At 46.6% G+C, this 21,212-nt stretch carries 17 protein-coding genes; 13 read left to right on the top strand and 4 right to left on the bottom strand.

What is annotated here, in order from left to right; genetic code table 11:
* Position 1 precedes the first annotated feature (1 nt).
* Complete coding sequence (locus A1sIIB142_RS06120; RefSeq protein WP_095694044.1) at positions 2-2,191, bottom strand: alpha-ketoacid dehydrogenase subunit alpha/beta; 2,190 nt, start codon at positions 2,189-2,191, stop codon at positions 2-4.
* A 158-nt stretch (positions 2,192-2,349) separates the two neighbouring features.
* Here A1sIIB142_RS06120 and A1sIIB142_RS06115 point away from each other — a divergent pair, with 158 nt between their 5' ends.
* Both A1sIIB142_RS06115 and A1sIIB142_RS06110 read left to right on the top strand, forming a co-directional pair.
* Positions 2,350-2,877 (top strand): VOC family protein, encoded by a 528-nt coding sequence (locus A1sIIB142_RS06115; RefSeq protein ID WP_095694043.1) that lies wholly within the window; start codon positions 2,350-2,352, stop codon positions 2,875-2,877.
* A complete protein-coding gene (locus A1sIIB142_RS06110; RefSeq protein ID WP_095694042.1) occupies positions 2,877-3,542 on the top strand; it encodes a GntR family transcriptional regulator in 666 nt (221 codons plus the stop codon). The genes A1sIIB142_RS06115 and A1sIIB142_RS06110 overlap by 1 nt, the downstream gene beginning before the upstream one ends.
* Here the strand turns inward: A1sIIB142_RS06110 and A1sIIB142_RS06105 are convergent, their stop codons facing one another.
* Entirely contained in the window at positions 3,543-4,613 is a 1,071-nt protein-coding gene (locus A1sIIB142_RS06105; protein ID WP_095694169.1) for an SDR family oxidoreductase, read from the bottom strand.
* A 153-nt stretch (positions 4,614-4,766) separates the two neighbouring features.
* On the opposite strand from A1sIIB142_RS06105, the gene A1sIIB142_RS06100 reads away from it, so the two are divergent.
* From A1sIIB142_RS06100 to A1sIIB142_RS06065, 8 genes are all read left to right on the top strand, one after another.
* Positions 4,767-5,549, top strand: coding sequence for an SDR family NAD(P)-dependent oxidoreductase (locus A1sIIB142_RS06100; protein ID WP_095694041.1), 783 nt, complete (start codon positions 4,767-4,769; stop codon positions 5,547-5,549).
* Positions 5,550-5,615: 66 nt separating this feature from the next.
* A complete protein-coding gene (locus A1sIIB142_RS06095; RefSeq protein ID WP_223299191.1) occupies positions 5,616-6,575 on the top strand; it encodes a zinc-dependent alcohol dehydrogenase in 960 nt (319 codons plus the stop codon).
* Positions 6,572-7,639 (top strand): zinc-dependent alcohol dehydrogenase, encoded by a 1,068-nt coding sequence (locus tag A1sIIB142_RS06090; RefSeq protein ID WP_223299190.1) that lies wholly within the window; start codon positions 6,572-6,574, stop codon positions 7,637-7,639. The genes A1sIIB142_RS06095 and A1sIIB142_RS06090 overlap by 4 nt, the downstream gene beginning before the upstream one ends.
* Positions 7,632-8,519, top strand: a complete 888-nt coding sequence (locus tag A1sIIB142_RS06085) for an NAD(P)-dependent oxidoreductase (RefSeq protein ID WP_095694039.1) — start codon at positions 7,632-7,634, stop codon at positions 8,517-8,519. Before A1sIIB142_RS06090 ends, A1sIIB142_RS06085 begins: the two co-directional genes overlap by 8 nt.
* 80 nt (positions 8,520-8,599) lie before the next feature.
* Positions 8,600-9,610 (top strand): ABC transporter permease, encoded by a 1,011-nt coding sequence (locus tag A1sIIB142_RS06080; protein WP_223299189.1) that lies wholly within the window; start codon positions 8,600-8,602, stop codon positions 9,608-9,610.
* 104 nt (positions 9,611-9,714) lie between these two features.
* Positions 9,715-10,770 carry a substrate-binding domain-containing protein gene (locus tag A1sIIB142_RS06075; protein ID WP_223299188.1) on the top strand — a complete coding sequence of 352 codons (1,056 nt, stop codon included), beginning with the start codon at positions 9,715-9,717 and terminating at the stop codon, positions 10,768-10,770.
* Between the two features lie 104 nt (positions 10,771-10,874).
* Positions 10,875-13,343, top strand: coding sequence for an ATP-binding cassette domain-containing protein (locus A1sIIB142_RS06070; protein ID WP_095694036.1), 2,469 nt, complete (start codon positions 10,875-10,877; stop codon positions 13,341-13,343).
* Positions 13,340-14,404 (top strand): alcohol dehydrogenase catalytic domain-containing protein, encoded by a 1,065-nt coding sequence (locus tag A1sIIB142_RS06065; RefSeq protein ID WP_095694035.1) that lies wholly within the window; start codon positions 13,340-13,342, stop codon positions 14,402-14,404. Before A1sIIB142_RS06070 ends, A1sIIB142_RS06065 begins: the two co-directional genes overlap by 4 nt.
* Positions 14,405-14,470: 66 nt before the next feature.
* Here the strand turns inward: A1sIIB142_RS06065 and A1sIIB142_RS06060 are convergent, their stop codons facing one another.
* The gene (locus A1sIIB142_RS06060; RefSeq protein ID WP_095694034.1) at positions 14,471-15,010 is read right to left on the bottom strand and encodes a VOC family protein; all 540 of its coding nucleotides are present in this window, start codon (positions 15,008-15,010) and stop codon (positions 14,471-14,473) included.
* A 184-nt stretch (positions 15,011-15,194) separates the two neighbouring features.
* On the opposite strand from A1sIIB142_RS06060, the gene A1sIIB142_RS06055 reads away from it, so the two are divergent.
* The 3 genes from A1sIIB142_RS06055 to eboE all read left to right on the top strand — a co-directional run bounded on the left by A1sIIB142_RS06055 (position 15,195) and on the right by eboE (position 18,577).
* Positions 15,195-15,851, top strand: a complete 657-nt coding sequence (locus A1sIIB142_RS06055) for a helix-turn-helix domain-containing protein (protein WP_095694033.1) — start codon at positions 15,195-15,197, stop codon at positions 15,849-15,851.
* Between the two features lie 126 nt (positions 15,852-15,977).
* The gene (locus A1sIIB142_RS06050; RefSeq protein WP_095694032.1) at positions 15,978-17,357 is read left to right on the top strand and encodes a M24 family metallopeptidase; all 1,380 of its coding nucleotides are present in this window, start codon (positions 15,978-15,980) and stop codon (positions 17,355-17,357) included.
* A gap of 2 nt (positions 17,358-17,359) precedes the next feature.
* A complete protein-coding gene (gene eboE / locus A1sIIB142_RS06045; RefSeq protein WP_190283256.1) occupies positions 17,360-18,577 on the top strand; it encodes a metabolite traffic protein EboE in 1,218 nt (405 codons plus the stop codon).
* Positions 18,578-19,049: 472 nt separating this feature from the next.
* Here eboE and A1sIIB142_RS06040 read toward each other — a convergent pair whose 3' ends face one another.
* Positions 19,050-21,209: a hypothetical protein gene (locus tag A1sIIB142_RS06040; RefSeq protein WP_095694031.1), complete on the bottom strand. Its 2,160-nt coding sequence runs from the start codon at positions 21,207-21,209 to the stop codon at positions 19,050-19,052.
* Positions 21,210-21,212: the final 3 nt, after the last annotated feature.

The following is a 21,212-nucleotide window of genomic DNA, read 5'->3' as shown; positions in this document are numbered from 1 at the left end:
GCTATTTATTACCGCCAAATCCAGCTTTGACGCGAGCAAGGCCTGCAACTACTTCTTCCACGCCAGCGTAGGCAGCACGTTCGAGAACCTTAGAAATACTTGGGGACGCCTCTGATCCAGAGACGCGTTGTATCGGCTGGTCCAACCAGTCGAAGTAACGGCGTTGAATTTCGTCAGAGAGCCAACTGCCATAAGAAGTTCCAGATGCGCCCTGTTCAACAATGAGAACAGAGTTTGTCTTCTTGATTGAGGCTTCAATGCACTGCCAGTCAATTGAAGCACGATCTAGCCATCGTAAATCGATAACTTCTGCATCCATTCCGCTTTGCTCAACGGCAGTCAGTGAATGTTTGACCATGGATAAGTAGGTAAGAATTGTTAACTCTTTGCCCTCGCGTCGAATATTTGCCTTACCAAATGGGATTTGATAACCGAAGTCACCTTCGGGGACATCACCCATATCTTGATAGAGATCAACATGTTCAAGGACAAGTACTGGATCTTGAAGCGCAAGTGCGGCATTCATCAAACCGATGTATTCAGCCGGAGTAGATGCTGCAACGATTCGCCAGCCAGGACTTGTTGCAAAGATTCCGGCAGGATCCATGAGGTGCTGTGATCCGTAACCACTTCCGATTGCAACCTTGGTGCGAAGAACTAGTGGAACTGGATTTTTTCCGCCAAACATATGGCGAGCCTTACCAATTTGATTAAACACTTGGTCAGCTGCAACCCACATGAAATCTGGATACATGAATTCCACGATTGGTCGATAACGACCATCGAGTGCGAGGCCGCCACCAAGACCAGCAAATGCATTTTCGCTAATTGGGGTTCCAAGAACTCGATCAGGGTATTTCTTGGACAAACCTTTAGTTGCTCCGTTAGTGCCGCCATTGAGGCGATGGATATCTTCACCAAGAACAATTATTCGTTCATCTTTCTCCATGGCCGCATCGATTACACCAGCAACGGCGTCAACGAATTTAACATTGGTCTTTGTGCCACCGTCTGTGAGTGGCTCTAGCGTGCGAGCTCCCTTGAGTTCAGAGGCATCTCCACGCACTCCAACATTGACGAAGGAGACATCTGGCCATAGCTCAGGTCTAATTCTTCGCTTTCCTGGTGCATCTGGGTTGGGCTCAAGCAGTGCCGCTGCGGCAAGACGGTTGGCATCAAGTGCTTGCGTGCGAACTAAATCAACGCCAGCTTGGTCAATTAATCCCAATGCAATCATCTCTGTTGCAACGCGCAAGAGCGGATCGCGTTCGCGCCACTGAGCTTCTTCTTCCTTGGAGCGATAACCAAATGCGCTGCCAGGAAATGGTCCATTTTGATGGAAGAAACGGTAGACATCTGCCTCAATGACAACCGGACCTTTGCCACTGCGCATATGTGACTCTGCCTCCCTCATTGCTAGGTGCACCGCAAGTGGATCCATTCCATCAACTTTCCATGATGGAATTGCAAAACCAAGTGCGCGAGCTGAAAGACGTGGTTCAGCTGTTACTTCAGAAACGTGTGTTGATACTGCATAGAGATTATTCTCAATGAAAAATGCCATCGGCAGCTTCCAAGCGGCAGCTAAATTCATAGTCTCAAGGACAGAGCCAATATTGACAGCGCCATCGCCAAAGTATGAAACAGTTAAATTATTAGTGAGTGCTTTTCTTTGCGCCCAGGCGTTTCCTGCAGCAAGCGGGACGCCGCCGCCAACAATTGCATTTGTGCCAAGGGCTCCGGCTTCAAAATATTGAAGGTGCATAGAACCGCCGCGACCACTGCAATACCCTTGAGCTAATCCAAGAATTTCAGCAAGTGTGCGTTGTAAAACTTCTTGTAAGGCAGGATTGACTAGCGCTGTAACATCCAATTTTCCATTTGAGACATGGTTAATAACTTTGGCCAGGAATTGATGGTGACCTCTGTGTGATCCATTGATTGCATCCTGTGAGTTAAGCGAAATGATTGAGCCGACAGCACCGCCCTCTTGACCTATCGAGGAGTGCGCTGGACCGTGGACTAAACCTTCACTCGCTAGCTCCAGTACTACCTCTTCAAATGCACGAATTAAGTGCAGCTGTCCGAGCATCGTCTCCAGAAGTTGTGGATCTGCCTTCTTCCAATCATCGGGAGTCGTCGCAATTTCAACCCAGGGCGCTCGCGCTTCAAGGGGGGTGCGATTAGTCATGGAGAACTCCTCATGGGGTAAGACGGATCTATGGACAAGTGCCGTATGGGAGAACAGTAAACTAAGATTGCATCCAATCACAAGGTTTATTATCAAAATCTTACCTTTTTGGGTCAAATAAGGCTAGATTGTATCCAATTAAGAGAAAGGGCTCTTCAATGACAGGAATTCCAGGGCTACGCGGCACCGAACACATTGGATTTACCGTGCCCGATCTAGACCAAGCTGAGAGATTCTTCGTCGATGTCATTGGCTGTGAGCTCATTTATAGCCTCGGGCCATTTAGTAGCGATGACGATTGGATGGCAGAGCACTTAGGTGTTCACCCTCGCACGGTGATGCGCGAACTTCGCTTCTTTAGGTGCAAGTCCGGGCCAAACTTTGAGGTATTTCAATATGAGGCAGCCGATGGAGCTGCTGCTCAACCTAGGAACTCTGATATCGGTGGGCACCACTTAGCCTTTTATGTTGATGATTTTGATCAAGCCCTTGAATATCTCAAGAGCAAAAACGTTTCAATACTCGGAGAACCAACTTTAAGTAAAAGTCACTCAGAAGGACAAAAGTGGGTGTATTTCACAAGCCCATGGGGAATGCAGTTTGAACTTGTTTCCTATCCTGCCGGCAAGGCCTATGAAAAAAATGCGACAACAATTCTCTGGCACCCAGCGAAACCGGAAATGTAATGACTGTTCTTCACAACGAGAACGACCTGGCTCTCAGTCAACAAATCGCAAATTCTCTGAAAGAGGAGATACTCTCTGGCAAATTCCCTCCGGGAGTTCGTATTCGTCAAGAAGATATTGCAGAGCAATTTGGTGCATCTAGGTCTCCAGTTCGGGAAGCGCTACGCATTCTTGAAGCTGAAGGGCTGATCAACCTTGTCGCTCATACTGGTGCTTGGATTTCACACCTCAGCCTGGCTGAGTGTGAGGAGATGTATCAAATCCGTGAACGTGTGGAGCCGCTGCTACTTCGCCTGAGTATTCCAGCAATGACGGATTCACTTATTGCTGAACTCAGCGATTTAGCTAATCAGATGGAAGCGACAAATGATGTGGAAACTTTTCTTAAGTTAGATCGTAAATTCCACCTACTCTCATATTCGAAGGCAGAGACTGTGTTGGTAGGTGATATGGTCAATCGGTTATGGAATACAACTCAGCACTATCGGCGCGCATACTCTCGCCTATTGGCTGCTAGCCACTTCAAGGCAGCTCATTACGAGCACCATTTACTGTTATCGGCGATTATTAAGCGCGATTCTGATGATGCCGAACGGATCTTATTTGGGCACATCAGGCGTACCAGGCTTGAATTAGCCCAGCACCCCGATGTATTTAAATTGTAATTAAGAACGTGGCGGAATAATTTTTTCAGCTCTGAGTTTTTCAAAAAGCTCAAAGAAGGAATCAGGCGTTACTTGAATATCACTAAACCCTGCCTTGCGACTTTTACCCATGTCAGCAAAGGTTTCTACCTGACGTCCTAGGTCAGCATCAGAGTGCCACCAAGAAGCTATTTCAGATGCTTTGTGTGGCTTCAATGAATATTTAGCAACAATCTTCTCCCACTGAGCATCAGCACCTGACATGCGTGGTTCAAGTGGAGAAAGTTCTGAAGGGTAGCCTGGATCAGTAACATCAAAGTACTCTGCAAGTAATTTCCAGAGTTGTCGCCAACGAAATACATCGCCATTGACAGTATTAAAGGCTTCATTCTTTCCGGCAGGATCTGTTGCAGACCAGACCGCATGGCGCGCGAGCAAGCGGGCATCCGTTACATCGGTAACGCCGTTGTATTGTTCTTTGGAGCCAGGGAAAATAAATGGAGCGCCAGTCTCTTTACAGATTGAAGCATAGACAGCAAGTGTCACACCCATGTTCATCGCATTGCCTAACGCCCAGCCAATCATGGTGTGAGGACGATGAACTGACCATGTGAAATTCTGTTCAGCAGCTGCTTTAAACAAAATATCTTCTTGTGTGTAATAAAAGTTATCAATGGGCAGACGAGCTTGACTCTCTTTAAATGGAGTTTCCATTGGAGTTGCTGCATATGATTCAAAGGGCCCGAGGTAGTGCTTAAGGCCAGTAATCAATACAGTGTGCTCAAGTGTGCGCTTTTGGGCAAAAGCATCAAGCGTATTTTGTAACATCGCGCCATTAACAGCGATATTTTCTTTCTCACTATTCTGACGTGACCATGTGCAGAAGAAGAGATGTGAAATAGGGAGATCTTCAACAGCCTTTTTCACACTTGCTGGATCAAGAACATCGCCGTATACGTGCTTTACACCTGGGACGATGATTCCTGGCTTACGTGAGAGGCCGTACACAGTGAAACCCTTTTTCTGGAGCTCTGCTGCAATATTGTTACCAGTAATGCCGGTAACTCCGATGACTAGGGCGTTTTTACTCATTTTTTCATCCATTCAGTGAGGCGTCTCAATGTGCCGATGTTATGTGAGACTAAACATAAAGACAAGATATGGCCTTGAATGTTCTCTAGTACTTGACGCTTTGCGCTCGCAGTGCCAAACTCCTGTGGGTAGATCGCGATCATTGGAGTTCTTATGGGAAGAGTTTCAGGAAAATCAATCATAGTTACTGGCTCTGGTTCTGGTATCGGCGAGGGATTTGCCAAAGTTCTTGCTGCCGAGGGCGCAAAGGTCGGTGTGTGTGATTTAAACACGGCCGCAGCAGAGCGAGTTGCCAAAGCCATCAACGATAAAGGTGGCCAGGCGATTGCCATGACGGCCGATGTTTCAAACCGCGAACAAGTTCGAGCTGCTTTTAAGAAATTTGTTGATTGGGCAGACTCACTCGATGTCATCTTTAACAATGCTGGGTTTAACAAACCGATGCATTTAATGGAAGTGACCGAGGAGAACTGGCATGCAATCATGAATGTAAATGGTCTGGGTGTACTCATCTGCACCCAGGAGGCTGGAAAATACATGATCGCTCAGAAGAGCGGCAAGATTGTTAATACCGCATCTATCGCTGGCCGGCAGGGCTATCCAGCATTTGCCCCTTATTGCGCTAGCAAGTTTGCGGTCAATGCACTGACTCAAGCAACAGCTCGAGGATTAGCAGAGCACAACATCACTTGTAATTCTTTTGCACCAGGAGTAGTTGATACACCACTATGGATTGATCTCGATCGAGATCTTATGGAGATGGGCATGTCAGAGCGCCCTGGACAAGCTACAGAAGAATTCTCAGCTGGAATATTGCGCGGGCGGGCTGCTACACCTGCGGATTTGGAAGGAATGGCGCTATTTCTAGCATCGAGTGATTCAGATTATATGACGGGTCAAACCATCATGATTGATGGCGGAATGGTTCTTCTATAAATACGATTTTGAGATTTTCTACCCTACTACCGAAATGAGAAGCGAAGAATGAAGGCTCTACAATTCATGTCCCCAAACGTGATGTCCGTTAACGAGATTGCAATTCCTAAAATTGCTGATGACGAGGTTCTTTTAGCTAGTCGTTCTGTGGGTATTTGTCACTCTGATATCGAACTCCTTGAAGGTCGATACATCATTCCTTTTAACTATCCAATCATTCCTGGACATGAGTGGTCAGCTGAAGTTATGGAAGTTGGCAGCAAGGTCTCTAAGTTAAAAGCAGGTGACCGCGTAGTAGGTGAATGTGTTATCGGCCAGGAGCACTTTGGCTTTAGCATCAGCGGCGCAATGGCTGAGTTCTTCATTGCAAAAGCTGATTGGCTGCACAAGCTGCCGGCGAATGTCTCATGGACCCAAGGCGCACTTGTTGAGCCATTTAGTTGTGGCTACTACGCAACGGTTCGCGCAGAGAATATGGATGCAAGTGACACAGTTGCTGTATTTGGCGCTGGTCCTATTGGACTTGGAGTTATTGCCGCATCTGCCGCAAAAGGCGCCCGGGTAATTGTGATTGAACCTTCAGCTGATCGCGCCAAGATTGCACAGAGTCTTGGCGCAGAACTAGTTATTGACCCCATAAAGCAGAACACTAAAGAGGCTGTCATGGATGCAACCAAGGGAGTTGGAGCAACTATTGTCATCGATGCAAGTGGTCGCCCAGAGGCGATGGCTCAAACTCTTGAAGTTGCTGCATTTCACGGACGAGTTGTGATTATCGGAATTAGCGTGGGCGGGAAAGCCCAAACTGAAATGGGTTTGATCCAATCGAAAGAGCTTCAGGTACGTGGAATTATCGGCTCCCCAGGTGTGTGGCCAGAAACCATTCGCTTCTTATCACGCACCAACCTTGACCTATCCAAACTAGTTACTTCTTCATTTGATATCTCTGATGCGGATAAGGCTTATCAGAAAGTACTTACTGATAAGAGCCAAGTAAAAGTTCACGTTACGAACTCAGGTAAATGATGTCAACAACGATGCGCGCTGCGGTCCTGCACGATATTAAGGACTTGCGAGTTGAGGATTTTCCTAAACCCACAAATCTGGGTCCTGATGACGTCCTAGTGCATGTGAAATACAACGGGTTGTGCGGAACAGATGCATCTGAGTATGCAAAGAATTCTATGTTGGTTCCATTAAAGATTGCGAACCGCAATAGTAAACACCAAGGCGCAACAATTTTAGGACATGAATTTATTGGAACAGTTGTAGAAGCTGGATCAAATGCGCAAGAGATGATTGGAAAGAGAGTTGCATGTGGAGCAGGAGTCTCGTGTGGCCAATGTGCACTCTGCAAGGTAGGTCGCACTAATTTGTGCGATAACTATTACACCTTAGGTTTAAGCATTCATGGTGGATTAGCAGAGTATGCAGTTGCCCCAAAGAATATCTGCATACCAATTCCCGATAATGTGAGCGATGAGAGTGCAGCACTTGCCCAACCACTGGCTGTTGGTATTCACGGCGTTCGTCGCGCGGGTGTGAAGAAAGGCGACCAAGTCATCCTTCTCGGGGTTGGAGCAATTGGTTCATTTGTTTGTGTCGCTCTACAAAACTATGGCGTAGAAATCATTGCGATGGATATAGATCAAAAGCGCTTAGATGTGGCAAAACAACTAGGAGCTGACAAGACGATCTTGATTTCAACTGGAATTACACCTGCCGAAGTTAAGGAGTTCTACCCCACTGGTGTAGATGTAGTTTTTGAGACATCTGGGGCTCCAGATGCTGCTGCCCGTGGGCTCGCACTTACAAAGAAGGGTGGAATTCTTGTACTTATGGGCCTAAATAAAACCCCTCAAGAATTTCCATTTGTTGATGCGGTTTTGAGAGAGGTTGTCTTACAAACAACGGCTGCCCACATCTGCAAGGAGGACATCCCAGAAGCCTTGTCCCTTTTGGCTACCGGAACTATTGCGAACCTACTCACGGACCGCATTTACACGCTAGAAAATGTTAAAGAGGCATTCGAAGTCCTGGTAGCAGGAAAAGCTAACGGAAAGATTTTGGTAACTCCACAAAATGTCTAACCAATCACACGTTGCAATCTTAGGTGTCGGCAAGATGGGCGCTGCCATGGCAAAAGAGCTGGTCGCTGCAGGACATAGCGTTCATTTATGGAATCGAAATAAAAACGTTGCGGACGAACTTGCCGCCGCACTTCCACAAGGGAGTACTCATTCTCACAACACCGCCCACGATGCTTTAACTGTCGCCGATTTTGCCATTTGCTTATTCACTAACGGTCAAGTTACGCAATCAGTACTCTTGGATGATCCTCAAACATTGGCAGGTGTTAAAAGCAATCTCATAGTTATTGATATGGGAACTAGTGGCGTGGAAAGTGCGAAAGCACTCAATCAAGCTTTAGCGCTTAAAGCAATTGCCTTTGTTGATGCACCAGTATCAGGCAGTGTTGCAACCATTGCTGCACATCAACTACTTGTGATGGCAAGCGGTAAAGAATCAGATATTAAGAAAGTTGAACCAATTTTTGCAGCCTTTGCAAAGAAGACAGCTTTCCTTGGCGTGGCCGGTGCTGGCCAAGCAATGAAGTTGGCGGTCAATCTCATTGTTCACTCCTTAAACGCTGCGGTGAGTGAAGGCCTTGCGTTGGCCACCGCAAATGGGATCCAAGCAAGTGCTGCCTATGACGTCTTAGAAGAGAGCGTCATTGCCGCCCCCTTTGTTAAGTACAAGAGAGCAGCTTTCCTCGATCCAGCCGCCCCTGTGGCGATGAGGATTGATACCGTGATGAAAGATATGGGCCTCATTCTGGGACTTGGCCAAGCATCAGATACCTCTCTCACAGCTGCCACAGGCGTGCGCGAGCTTTATGCTCACGCTCAAAGCGCCGGCTTTGATGACCAGGATATGGCTGCTCTTTTTAGATATATCCGGGAATCTTGATACAAACGTTATAGAAAACACTTGTTAACGCCCGCGACCTCTGTGTACAGTCACACTTTACAGAGAGCTAGTAGGTGACCATGAGTAATCCGCCAGTCCGTGAATTGAAGCGTTCGGCACGCTTACAAATCTCGCGCGGGATGAAGACGGTGCTTGGCGCAACAATTCTTCTTTATATTGCCAGTGCTCTGATTGCCCCAACAAGCGTAAGCAAGATTGCTCAGCTTGGCATGCTTCCCTTTGCTGCATGTTTAGCAATTATCGGTTTAGGGCAAACTCTTGTTGTCCAGCAAGGCGGAATTGATCTCTCTGTTGCAGGTGCGGTCTCGTTAACAGTTGTCATTGTTACCTGGGGACCTGATCGCAACGACGATCGTCTGATTCCGGCAGTTGCTGCAGCTTTTATAGCTGCAATTATCACTGGCCTTATAAATGGATTTCTGATCACGAAAACAAAACTTAATTCCATCGTGGCAACTCTTGGCGTTAATGCTTTGTTGTATGGAGTCATGATGGCACTCTCCGGAGGTAGCCCACGTCGCACTACCGATCGTCTCTCAAATTTTACCAATGACAAGATTCTAGGATTACCCCATTCAGTTTATTTCGGAATTATCGCCACGATAATTGTCACTATTTTGTTAAAGCGCACAGTCTTCGGACGACGATTTGAAGCTGTCGGTGCTAATCCACGCGCGGCATATGCAACTGGCCTCAAGGTTGTCCGCTATCAAATTGGTGCATACGTGTGTGCGCAACTTCTCTACTGCACTGCAGGAGTAATTCTCGGGGGAGTTATCTCTCAACCAACTGCCTATCAAGGCGATGATTATGTTTTGCCTTCTGTAGCCATCGTGGTACTTGGTGGAACCTCTCTTCTCGGTGGCCGAGGCTTTCCTGCCGCATCTGCCCTCGGAGCACTCTTTTTAAAGCAACTCGATATGTTCGTACTGTCTTTGGGTGTGCCTTATGGCGTGCGCACGATTGTTATCTCACTCTCTCTCATGCTCGGAATTGCCCTCTATGCAGTGAATTGGAAATCTGTGAATTTCTCATTCAAGAAACGAGATAGGGAACTGCAACCTATCTAACTTAAGTTTCGACCTCGCACGAGTGTCGAAAGTGCGTCAATGGATGCCGCACATCTAGGAAAGGAAATCACTTGATACGCTTAAAATCTCGAGCCACACTAGCTGTGAGTGCATTCGCAATTGTTGCACTCGCGGCATCAACAAGCGTTGTAGCTCTTTCATCAGCTAACGCAGCACTACCTTCATGGTGCGGACCAAAGAAGATCACAATGGGCTTCACTGATGGTTTCGGTGGAAACTCATGGCGACTAGTAACAACCGCTGCAGTTCGTGAAGAAGTTAAACTTTGTCCTAACGTAACCAAGCTTTACTACGCAGATGGTCAAGGAAAGACCGACAAGGCAATCTCAGACATCAAGGGAATGGTTGCTAAAGGCGTAAAGGCAATTGTTGTATTCCCAGATGCTGGTCAAGCCATGCTTCCTGCTCTACGTTCAGCTTATAAGGCTGGCGTTGTAACAGTTCCTTACCGTGTTGCTCCAGGTGGAACAGCTGGCAAGGATTACGACATCTTCATCGGATCTGACTTCGTATTAGCTGGAAAGCTTTGGGGACAGTGGATTAAGAAGAATCTTCCAGACGGTGGAAACATCCTTCGTATCTCAGGACCAGCTGGTAACAGCCAAGGTGCTGATGAGTCAAAGGGACTTGAGCAAGTTCTCGGTACAACTGGAAAGTACAAGTTTATCGGTGAGGCTCCATTCGAAGTTACCGGTTGGGATCCAGGAAAGACTCAGGAAGTCTTGACTGCTGCAATCGCAAAGTATCCAAAGATCGATGTAATCACATCTGACTTCGGTCCATCAATGGTTTCAGCTCTACAGGCTGCTGTTGATTCCGGCTGGAAGGTTCCTGCAATTGCAACTTCAGATGGAAACGTTCTAGGTTGCTTCTTCGAGGACAACAAGGCAACTCAGCCTGACTTCAAGATGATGACTATCTCAACTCAGAACGATCACTCACGCCTTGCAACACAGTGGGCAGTTGCTCTAGCTACAGGTGGAAAGAAGCCTAAAGATAAGGCTTATCCATCTACCTTGTTCGAAGATTCCATTTCAGGAAAGCCTTCAAAGGTTCAATGCCGTACAGATCTGCCAGGTGACGTTTACCTATCTGCAAAGATGTCAGGTGACGCACAAGCTAAGTTGAAGACCAACTAAGCACTGCAGTAATTAGGAAATAGAATCAGATTGGCTACGTAAAGTAGCCAATCTGATTTTCCAATGTAGTCTCCAGTTTTAGTCAATGTAGAAAAGGTGGAAAAGTGTCACGCTCCTCTTTAATCCTGTCGAACATTTCCAAGAGTTTCGCCGGAGTCCCGGCGCTCCAGGATGTAACACTTGAGGTGCGCGCCGGAGAAATTCACGCTCTACTAGGTGAAAATGGCGCCGGTAAGTCCACGCTTATGAATGTCGCTTCCGGAACTCTCCAACCAGATTCGGGCACCATTGAAATAAGTGGTGAGGTTATTTCCTCTCTCACTCCGCATCAAGCGACCGAACTCGGACTTGCGATTGTGCACCAGCACCCGGCGGTACTGCCGGATCTCTCTATTGAAGAAAATATCAAAATTTCAGTTCCCGAAAAATTCCTCCTTGCCGAGGGCTCACCGGCTGCCACTATGCGCAAGATGTTGGATGATTTTGGATTTACAGTTAGCATCAAGGACCGCGTTGAGAATCTATCCATTGCCCAACAACACCTGCTTGATCTGGCAAAGGCATTTGCTGTTAATCCGAAAGTTCTTATTCTCGATGAACCCACAGCGCCTTTGGGGCAAGAGTCAGTTGAAATTCTCTTTAAGCGCATTAAGAAGATTGCCGCATCCGGTACATCTGTTGTTTACATTACCCACCGTTTAGCTGAAGTTCGTGAACTTGCAGACCGCGTTACTGTTCTTCGCGATGGGAAATGGCGTGGAGTAAAAGAGATAGCCAATATTTCAGACGATGAAATCATGACCCTCATTGTTGGGCGAGAACTGGAATCCACATTCCCTGCCAAGCACGGTGGGCTCAGTAGCGATAAGCAATTCTTCAAAGTAGATAATATTTCTGGTCCGGAATTCCAAAACGTATCCCTCACGGCAAATAAAGGTGAGATTGTTGGAATTGCTGGAGTCGTCGGCAATGGTCAGAGTCAACTTCTTCGCGCTATCGCCGGCCTAGATAAGTTCTCTGGAACTATCGAAATTAATGGAGAGCCGACAGCGGCCAAGCAACTTCTCAATAAGGCTGCATATTTGCCTTCAGATCGTCACGGCGAGGGCCTCATGATGAGTCTTTCTGTGCGTGAAAATGCGGCAGTTAATGCGCTCAATAAGTTAACTTCTGGAATCTTTGTTAGTCGCAAGAAAGAGACAAGCACTGTTCACGCATCACTTAAGTCCATTGATGTGAAGGCCCCATCTATGGATGCTGATGTTTCAGCACTTTCTGGTGGAAATCAGCAGAAGATTGTTATGTCCAGGTCTCTTCTCTCTGACCCTATTTTGATTATCGCTGATGAGCCTACGCAGGGTGTAGATGTTGGTGCCCGTGCAGAAATTTATAAAATCCTTCGTGAAACCGCCGAAGGTGGTATCCCAGTGATTGTTAACTCTTCCGATACAAAAGAGTTAGAAGGCCTCTGCGATCGAGTTTATGTCATGTCCCGCGGACACATTGTTAGCACGCTAGAAGGCAGTGACATCACCGAGTCCAAGATGGTCGCCGCTGCTATTAGCTCGACAAAGCTAAAAACTGCAGAAGAGAATCTTGTTACCGAGAAGCAGCTTCGCCGACGCAGAATCCTTCGTTCTGACTTTTTACCTCCGTCAGTACTGATGGCAATGATCGCACTCCTTGCGATGTTCATCTATTCAAAGAATGATATGTACTTCGGCTCTTACAACATCAATGCTGTTCTTGGCTTAGCCACCGGTCTGGGTTTCATCGCCTTAGGTCAAACCATTGTTTTAATGACAGGAGGTATCGATCTCTCTGTTGGGCCGGCATCCGGAGTCTTACTGGTCATCGGCTCATTCTTTATTAATGATAAGAAATCTCTCTTCATCATCATCCTTGGGTTTGTTCTTATCTTCGTCTTTGCGGTACTCATTGGAGTTATTAACGGAGCCCTTATTCGCTTCGCAAAATTCACTCCTGTTGCTGGAACTCTGACGGTCTATATCGCTCTCATTGGAATCGGCTTCCTGCTGCGTCCATCACCTGGTGGCTATTTCAATGCCACCTTTACCGATCTCCTGCTCTTAAAGATTGGTCCAGTTCCATACACATTTATTATTTTGGTGATTGCCGCAATCATTTTCGAACTTCTATTGCGTCGAACCAACTGGGGAGTGCGTTTGCGCGCTTCAGGTTCGAATGAAGAGTCTGCACGCCGCCTTGGTGTCAATATCAATCGCACCATTATTGGTGCATATATCGCCTCAGCTGTTTTTGCTGGTCTGGGCGCAGTCATCATTATGGGATTGATTGGTCTGGGCGATCCTGCTCAAGGCACTTCTTACACTCTTCAATCCATCACCGCAGTAGTTCTTGGTGGCACCAGTCTTCTCGGCGGCCGTGGTTCATTCATTGGAAGCTTGCTTGGTTCAGTTCTCATGATTCAAGTTCTCAATGCATGCGTTATTCTCGATCTCACTCAAAGTTATCAGTATCTCTTCCAAGGGTTACTTATTGTTTTCGCAGCAATTTCATACACACTCACTCGATCCGGAGGAAAGAAATGAAGGCAGCACGTTTTCATGGTCAGAAAGATATTCGTATTGAAGAAGTTGCTGCTCCAGGAGCCCCACTTGCAGATGAAGTAGCGGTAGAAGTTCTCTACTGCGGTATTTGTGGAACAGATCTTCACGAGTACGTTGTGGGCGCAATCGTTACTCCGACAAAGCCACATCCACTCACTGGTGTAACCAATCCGCAAATTCTTGGACATGAGTTCTCAGCGCGCGTTATTGAGATTGGAAAAGATGTTCGCGATGTCAAAGTAGGAGATCGCGTAGCAATTATGCCGGCCATTGTCTGCGGTCGATGCATTCCCTGTCGTACTGGTCGCGGCCATCTCTGTGAACTCTTTGCTTGCACAGGGCTTTCGGCACCTACGGGTGGTCTTGGAGAAATTGCAATCCTTAAGGAGTACCAAGTTGCCAAACTTCCTGATTCAATCTCCGATCAAGCTGGTGCAGTTGTAGAACCAGCTGCCGTTGCCGCTTATGGTGTCGATCGCGCAGGAGTTACTGGTGGAGACATCATTCTTGTTACCGGCGCTGGTCCGATCGGCGCACTTTCTGCGCTCTATGCCAATGCAATTGGAGCATCACAAGTCATTATTGCCGAGCCAAACCCACACCGGGCAGCCTTTGCAAAGGCTCTAGATTTAGGTCCAGTTCTAAATCCGATGGATGACTCATTTGCAGCCACAATTGCTGAACTCACTGAAGGCCGTGGCGTGGATATGGCAGTGGAAGCATCAGGTAGCACTGGTGGACTCACCGGGTGCATGAATAGTGTGCGTCGCAGCGGAAGAATTGTTCAAACTGGTTTGCACACAAAGCCAGCAACCATTGATGCCATGAAGTTATCTGAAAAAGATATTTCATACATTGGCTCTTGGTGCTACTTGCTTACCGATTGGCCACGAGTTATTCGCCTTGCCGCAACAGGTAAATACCCGATTGAAAAGATGATTTCAGCTGTCATCGGCATTGATGATGTAGTAACCAAGGGATTTGATGTTCTGATTGATCCTAAGGGTGATCAGATGAAAGTTCTGGTCAAAGTAAAGAAGTAATATGATAGAAGTAAGACATTAAAAAGCCCCCAGGTAATCTGGGGGCTTTTTAATGAACAGCTACATTTATTTTGGAAAGAGCGGCTTCAGGGTGCTCAGTGCAGGACGGTTTTTTAGATATTCCCGGCTCGCAGCCTCGTGTTGCTCTTTGTCGTAGTAATCCCATTGAATGAGCTCCAGCGCCAATCCATCTGGATCGCTGAAGTAGCACCAGCGCCAACCGGCCAGCGGACCTGAATCCACTACGTTGACATCGGTGTAAAACTTTACGCCTTTAGATTCCAACTCTGCCTTTGTCGCGTGAATATCATCTACGTGAAAACAGACGTGAGCGGCTCCAAGTCGATTGTTGGGTACCGGCTTACCATCAGTATCAGCACGATCTGCATATTCAATAAGTTCAAAAGTGGTGGTCTTATCAACCCAAAGAGAGACCTGGCGAAGTTTTGCTCCGGGGACCCCCACACCTTTTTCCAGCTCTGGTCCTTCAAACCAACCGGTGGGTTCATTTTGGAATTGGAAACCTAAGATGTCGTGATAGAAATAAATCGAACGGTCGAGATCGGTACATACGAGTCCAACGTGGTGGACGTAGTTCATTTTCATCAAATCTTCCCCTGTTCAGCATCGGCAAACGATTACCAAGAAATATACGCCCAGAATTGGGGGGTGTACAGCCTCTCTAAACACTTTTATACTAAGTGCGGGCCTAACAAGGGACCTACTCCGCAGTAGGTTTCTGGCATCCACGGGGGCGCTCTGCTCTGACTATGCACTGGGAGAGAAGGTTATGACTGACCCGATTGCCTACCTTGGACCTCGATTAAAAGAGATTCGAATGAAGACCGGACTTTCTCTTCGCGAGATTGCGCGCCAACTCAATGTCTCTCCTTCATTTGTTTCCCAAATTGAAAATGGTAAATCGCAACCATCGGTGGCAACTCTCTATGCGTTAGCAAAACTTTTAAGTGTGCCAGTCGATGTGCTCTTTGAGAGTGCTGGCGATCCTGTTGCACCACCTACAAAGGCGTATGACCTTGATGTTAATCGAAATAATTTTGATCATCCAACCGATGCATGGGATAGCTCAAGAGCCCGAATTTCAGCGGTAAATCCTAATAATCGCAGTATCATCACAATGGACTCGGGCGTCACATGGGAACGTCTTGCCGCAACAGCGGAGGAGTCCGTTAACTTTATGGAAATTGTCTATGAACCGGGTGCGGAGACAAATAAATCTGGTGAAATGATTTTCCATAATGGTTTTGAATACGGATACGCACTTGTGGGCGAGCTTGAAGTGACCATTGGTGATCTCGTCCTGCAACTCTCTGCCGGTCACTCCATGGGATTTGATTCCTCCATCCCACACCGTTTTAGAAATACCAGCAATACGCAGTTTCGTGGAATCTGGTTTGTCCATGGCTGTGACATCGCCCATTCCTGACCCGAATTAAGGCTCTAAGACCCGAATGGGGTCTGTAAAAAACCTTGACACCCCTGTTTTGCTGGTGTTAACTAGGAGAGAACATCTGGCGATAACAGCGCCAGAACGAGCCCACAGGAGTGAACAATGGCTATCGCAACTTACGGAACCAATGGAGTCGATTGGGAAAACCGAGTTGATTACGAACGCTTACGCACACAGCGTCTAGCACGTCTTAAGGCTGAGCTGGACGGCTCCAGTTTAGGTGCGCTCCTGACTTTTGATTTTAACAATATTCGTTACATGACCTCCACCCACATTGGCACCTGGGGCATCGACAAGATGATTCGTTTCTCTATCTTGCCTCGCGGCGGAGAAGCAATTCTCTGGGATTTTGGTTCAGCGGCCAAGCACCACACACTTCAAGCACCTTGGCTAGATAAAGCTCATGCAGATGCAAGTGCAAATGGTCACGCACCTCATCACGATGCCGGCCCTATCTTGGGTTCACGCGCAGGTTTATCTACTCTTCGCGGTGCAATCTCACCGAGTGCGGGACAAGCAGAGAAAGTTGCTGACAAGATCTATGAAGTCCTAAAAATTTATGGTTTAGAGAAAGAACCTCTCGGTGTCGATATTGTTGAACCACCTGTTCTTTTCGCACTTCAAGCTAAAGGAATCCAAGTTGTAGACGGACAACAGATATTCCTAGCTGCTCGTCGCATTAAGACGGTAGATGAAATTACTTTGCTCACTACTGCTGCCTCAATGGTTGATAAGGCATATGAAGATTTGTACTCATTCCTGCGCCCAGGAGTTCGCGAGAACGAAGCTGTGGGACTCGTTGCAAAGACTCTCTACGATTTAGGTTCTGAGCTTGTAGAAGGCGTTAACGCAATTTCTGGCGAGCGTTGCTCACCGCACCCACATGTTTTCTCTGATCGCATCATTCGCCCTGGAGATCCGGCCTTCTTCGACATTCTCCATTCATACAATGGATATCGCACCTGTTACTACCGCACCTTTGCCGTTGGTTCCGCATCACCGGCCCAGCGCGATGCTTACACAATCTGTCGCGAGTACATGGATAAGGCAATTGCCCTGGTGAAGCCTGGTGCTACAACTGCAGATATCGTCGCAGTCTGGCCTAAAGCGGAAGAGTTTGGCTTTGCTAATGAAGAGGCAGCATTCGCTCTTCAATATGGCCACGGACTTGGTCTATCCATTTGGGAGCGCCCAATATTTAGTCGCATGATCTCCTTTGAGCACCCAGAAACCCTGGAAGAAGGCATGGTTTTTGCCCTTGAAACATATTGGCCTGCAAAAGATGGCTGGGGCGCTGCCCGTATTGAAGAAGAGATTATTGTGACTGCTACTGGATGTGAAGTAATCACTAAATTCCCAGCAGAAGAGCTCTTGGTCGCAGGCCAGCGTTACTTCACAACTGGTGGTTATTTAAACACCACTCGTGATTCACAATCTCATCTAAATACATCTACCTTCAATCATATTGGCAACGGTAAGTAGAGGTGGATCTTGGAAATGGCTACGGACATTTAACGTATTCCACTCTCGTTCATCCGGGTGATACCTGGCCAGAGATGAAAAATTCCCTGGTGACATACGTGCCAGAAGTGAAGAAAAGATTTAATCCCGATGCACCCATGGGTGTATCACTTCGTTTAGCAAATGCCTCAGTAGAGGAATTGTTGGCAAAGCCGGAAGAGCGCACCTGGTTAAAGAAATTCCTGGAAGATAACAATCTTTACATCTTCACAGTAAACGCCTTTCCCTATGGACCCTTTAAGGGCGAGATTGTTAAGGAGCGAGTCTACGAACCTGATTGGACAACCGAAGCGCGCACCAAATACACCATGCATATTGCCGACATCTTGGCAGAGGTTACAAACCAGCCGGTAGAACCAACTATTCAAACAGCGCCACTTGCTTATCGTCCCAAAGCAAACACACCAGAATTTCTGGCAAATTTCAATGAGAATATCTATCGGGTCATCGCCCATTTGATGAATCTTGAGAAAAAAACTGGCCGCCGAATCAAACTAGCGGTTGAGCCTGAGCCGTACTGTTTTCTTGAGACTATTCCGGAAACAGTTCAGTGGTTTAACGAGAAGATCTACTCATTGGCTGCCGCAGAGAGAATTGCAAAGCTTTCAGGGGAACCGCTCTCAGAAGTTTTCGGGGCCACTCGCCGATACCTCGGTGTAGTACTAGATATTTGCCACCAATCAGTTGCCTTTGAGAGCATTGCTGACGATATCGACCAACTCTCACAGGCCGGAATACCAATCTTTAAATTGCAAGAAGCAGCAGCACTGCGCGTAGATCAGGTAGATGCTGAAATCGTTACGGAGCTAAAGAAGTACACCGGAACTATTTACCTCTCGCAAACAACCGAACTTCGCAATGGCGTAATCACTCGCTACCTCAACCTTGAAGATGCTATTGCTGCCTGGGAAAGTGATCCTGGACCACGCGAATGGCGCACCCATTTCCACGTCCCAGTTTTCTTGCAGGATTTAGGTCCGTTCCAGACCACACGTTCTGGAATCGATGATGCTCTTCGCATTCATGCTCGAACTCCACTGTCAACGCATCTTGAGATTGAAACCTACACATGGGATGTTCTTCCAGAACATTTGAAGACCGGGGATATCACCGAGTATGTAGTGCGAGAACTCGAATATGTGCGGGATGAACTACATCGTCAGATTGCGGCAATCAAGTAAATCTTCTCCCATTATTTACCTGACATTCACTATTAGCCGCTGAGTACCCGTGTCATCAGGCGGAGAATTAAAGCGCTTCCCCAGCCGATTACTTGCTAAAGAAGGGGTTGCTGTGTCACAAATTAATGATCTACCAGAGTGTTTCTTGTGCCGTTCGCAAGACCTCGAACTTGTTATGAATGCAGAAAAAGGACCCATGGTTCTCTGCGACGAGTGCGGGTATTCAAGCTTGATGTCTAATAAACATCTCACGCTGCCAACAGTTTTCACTATCGCCTCATAATCTGTGCGAGATACCTCTGGCAAATCTGGCGGAGGATGAGGGAGTTATCCTCTTCAACCTGGGTAATTCCCCGTTTACTCTTTCAGCAAATAAGGCGACTGGAACCGCACCACTTGTAGCGATAATTGGAAAGATTATTGAAAAAGCGTCACTATCTTTGACTTGCGAACGAAATTAGAGAGTATCAGCTCATCTACTTTTGTATTGAAAGAATTTATTTGATATCGATTGATTGAAAGAATCCGAAGCCACAAGCGTTGCCGAAGCAGATTTCTTCTTAACTAAATTTGTAATTTGAATTTGCTCGCCGTCGATTTTTGCAACACAGTTAACGACAACTATTTGATACTTTACTTTTGGTAGTTTAGTAAAACTAAAAATATAGTTTCCTTTTGTTGACTTGACCAGACTTACTCTTGGCTTGACTAATAGTGGTGGCGCGGCTGACTTAACTGTGGTTACCACTCCCTCCGAAATTTGACCAAAGGCATCGGTAATTTTGATAGTTACATCCACGCTTTGATCAGGATTAAGATCTGAAATTTCAACATCATCTCCAAGAACCAATACATCACCCGCTGAAGCACTGACATCGTAGGAATATCCATCAGCATTGAGTTCATCGAAAGTAATCTTGACTGAATCCAAATCAGCATCAGTATTTACTGCAATTGGAAGAATGGGTGGTTTTGGAAGGCTGGTCTTAGCTATGTCAACAAAGCTTATTGATTGTCCATCTGAAGAGCGGCAAGAACCAGAGAGTTTAACTTCCGTTACAGGTTTCACCTTAGAAACGGTGACAGAGCCATCACCTTTTATTCCATCTGATCTCACGACGCCTGCGTTTGCAGAATATGTACAAGTGAGATCGTAATCAAGATTAAATTTAAATACGATTTGAGAATCTGTAGTAGTCGTACTTTGTAATCCGGGGCGAGTTAAGGTTCCAGGTGCTTCAATAGTCAAAGTGGCAAGGCTTTGTAGAGGATTTACCATTTTTACTTTAGAGACGGGAGTTGAATTGACTGAACTTGAACCATAGGCATTTAAATAATCTGTTCTCCTCTGCTTGGGCTGTGACTGGCAATCTTGATTATCGCCAGAACTTATATCTCTGATAGTTCCTGAACACGAAGTGGTGTAAACTGACAATTGACGCATTAGATAAACCCCAGGTTCGGAGGTTCTAGTGCTCTTACACGTCACCGTCACGCCTATCATTTGGTTCACAAACGGCGTAGTTCCGAGATCCTTTACGTAACACGAAGCCCCGCCTTTGTTGTAGGTCGCTTTATCAGCCCAACTTCCAAATACTTGAGTGATATTTGCTCCCTTTCCATCAATATCCATCGTCATATCAAAGCTATCTCCTGCCTTGATAACAGACGTTGATACCTTTACATTTGAAATTTCAGGCGCGGCCATGGCAACAGCAGAATCATTCGATACATTTATCTTGATCACTGAGATATCAGCTTGTTGTACTGCTCCGGAAGCTGGTTGCCCAAAAGTATTTTGTCCGGGCATGTTCGCTATAGAAACTAGGCGATTGAATACTGCAGTCGAGTTAGTTGGATTTGGATCCGTTCCCCAGGGAGAGGATAAATCTATCCCTGCGTATCCGGAAATTTCTACTTTTGAAACAGTCCACGTTCCAGCTGGCCAATCGGAGCCGACTTCAAAATCAAATGTGCTATCAATTCTTTTTGTATCAGGCCCACTAATACTCGAGTCATACTTAGATAAAAGCTTATAGACCTCAATTCCCTCCTGTTGGTTTCGCAAGAAGACCCAAATTGTATTTATTTTGCCAGAGTTGCTAGCAATTACACGAATAGAAATTTTATCTCCAACTTTTCGGTCGGCCGGAGTTGTCATTTCAATTTTTTCTAACTGAGGTTGCGTAACTGCAGGTGTTAATCCATCAGGCAACACGGTAAAAGAAATTGAATCCAAATTGTCAGTCCAAGAGGTTTGACTTTGACCATTCATGCAATTCAAGCTCACACCTTGGACCGTGTACTTACCAGGAGATGCTTCAGCGGTAATCTTCAGCGGAATTTTAAAAGGCCCTTTTGGAGTAGTTTTACCCGAAACTTTGCCATTAATTCCGGGGGTATTTGCTATCTGATAGATACCGGTGGGATCGGTAAAGGAGACGTAAAGCTGATTAATTGCGCCACTAGTGCAGGATGCGTCAACATCCCAATAAACAGTCTCTCCTACACTATAAGAATTCTTCTTATCAATGCTCACTGAGTTAATTACATTTGCCGCATGAGATTGATATGGTGTAATCACCGAAAGAAGTAGACCCAATAGGGACCCCGTGGTGAGATGCTTGTTCATAGC

The organism is Candidatus Planktophila versatilis (assembly GCF_002288345.1).
Classification (GTDB): Bacteria; Actinomycetota; Actinomycetes; order Nanopelagicales; family Nanopelagicaceae; genus Planktophila; species Planktophila versatilis_A.
This window is presented reverse-complemented; position numbering and strand designations above follow the sequence as displayed.

What these genes read in the sequence shown, in the direction of transcription:
- A1sIIB142_RS06120 (WP_095694044.1), bottom strand. Translation starts at nt 2,191, where the DNA reads ATGACTAATCGCACCCCCCTTGAAGCGCGAGCGCCCTGGGTTGAAATT.
- A1sIIB142_RS06115 (WP_095694043.1), top strand. Translation starts at nt 2,350, where the DNA reads ATGACAGGAATTCCAGGGCTACGCGGCACCGAACACATTGGATTTACC.
- A1sIIB142_RS06110 (WP_095694042.1), top strand. Translation starts at nt 2,877, where the DNA reads ATGACTGTTCTTCACAACGAGAACGACCTGGCTCTCAGTCAACAAATC.
- A1sIIB142_RS06105 (WP_095694169.1), bottom strand. Translation starts at nt 4,613, where the DNA reads ATGAGTAAAAACGCCCTAGTCATCGGAGTTACCGGCATTACTGGTAAC.
- A1sIIB142_RS06100 (WP_095694041.1), top strand. Translation starts at nt 4,767, where the DNA reads ATGGGAAGAGTTTCAGGAAAATCAATCATAGTTACTGGCTCTGGTTCT.
- A1sIIB142_RS06095 (WP_223299191.1), top strand. Translation starts at nt 5,616, where the DNA reads ATGTCCCCAAACGTGATGTCCGTTAACGAGATTGCAATTCCTAAAATT.
- A1sIIB142_RS06090 (WP_223299190.1), top strand. Translation starts at nt 6,572, where the DNA reads ATGATGTCAACAACGATGCGCGCTGCGGTCCTGCACGATATTAAGGAC.
- A1sIIB142_RS06085 (WP_095694039.1), top strand. Translation starts at nt 7,632, where the DNA reads ATGTCTAACCAATCACACGTTGCAATCTTAGGTGTCGGCAAGATGGGC.
- A1sIIB142_RS06080 (WP_223299189.1), top strand. Translation starts at nt 8,600, where the DNA reads ATGAGTAATCCGCCAGTCCGTGAATTGAAGCGTTCGGCACGCTTACAA.
- A1sIIB142_RS06065 (WP_095694035.1), top strand. Translation starts at nt 13,340, where the DNA reads ATGAAGGCAGCACGTTTTCATGGTCAGAAAGATATTCGTATTGAAGAA.
- A1sIIB142_RS06060 (WP_095694034.1), bottom strand. Translation starts at nt 15,010, where the DNA reads ATGAAAATGAACTACGTCCACCACGTTGGACTCGTATGTACCGATCTC.
- A1sIIB142_RS06055 (WP_095694033.1), top strand. Translation starts at nt 15,195, where the DNA reads ATGACTGACCCGATTGCCTACCTTGGACCTCGATTAAAAGAGATTCGA.
- A1sIIB142_RS06050 (WP_095694032.1), top strand. Translation starts at nt 15,978, where the DNA reads ATGGCTATCGCAACTTACGGAACCAATGGAGTCGATTGGGAAAACCGA.
- A1sIIB142_RS06040 (WP_095694031.1), bottom strand. Translation starts at nt 21,209, where the DNA reads ATGAACAAGCATCTCACCACGGGGTCCCTATTGGGTCTACTTCTTTCG.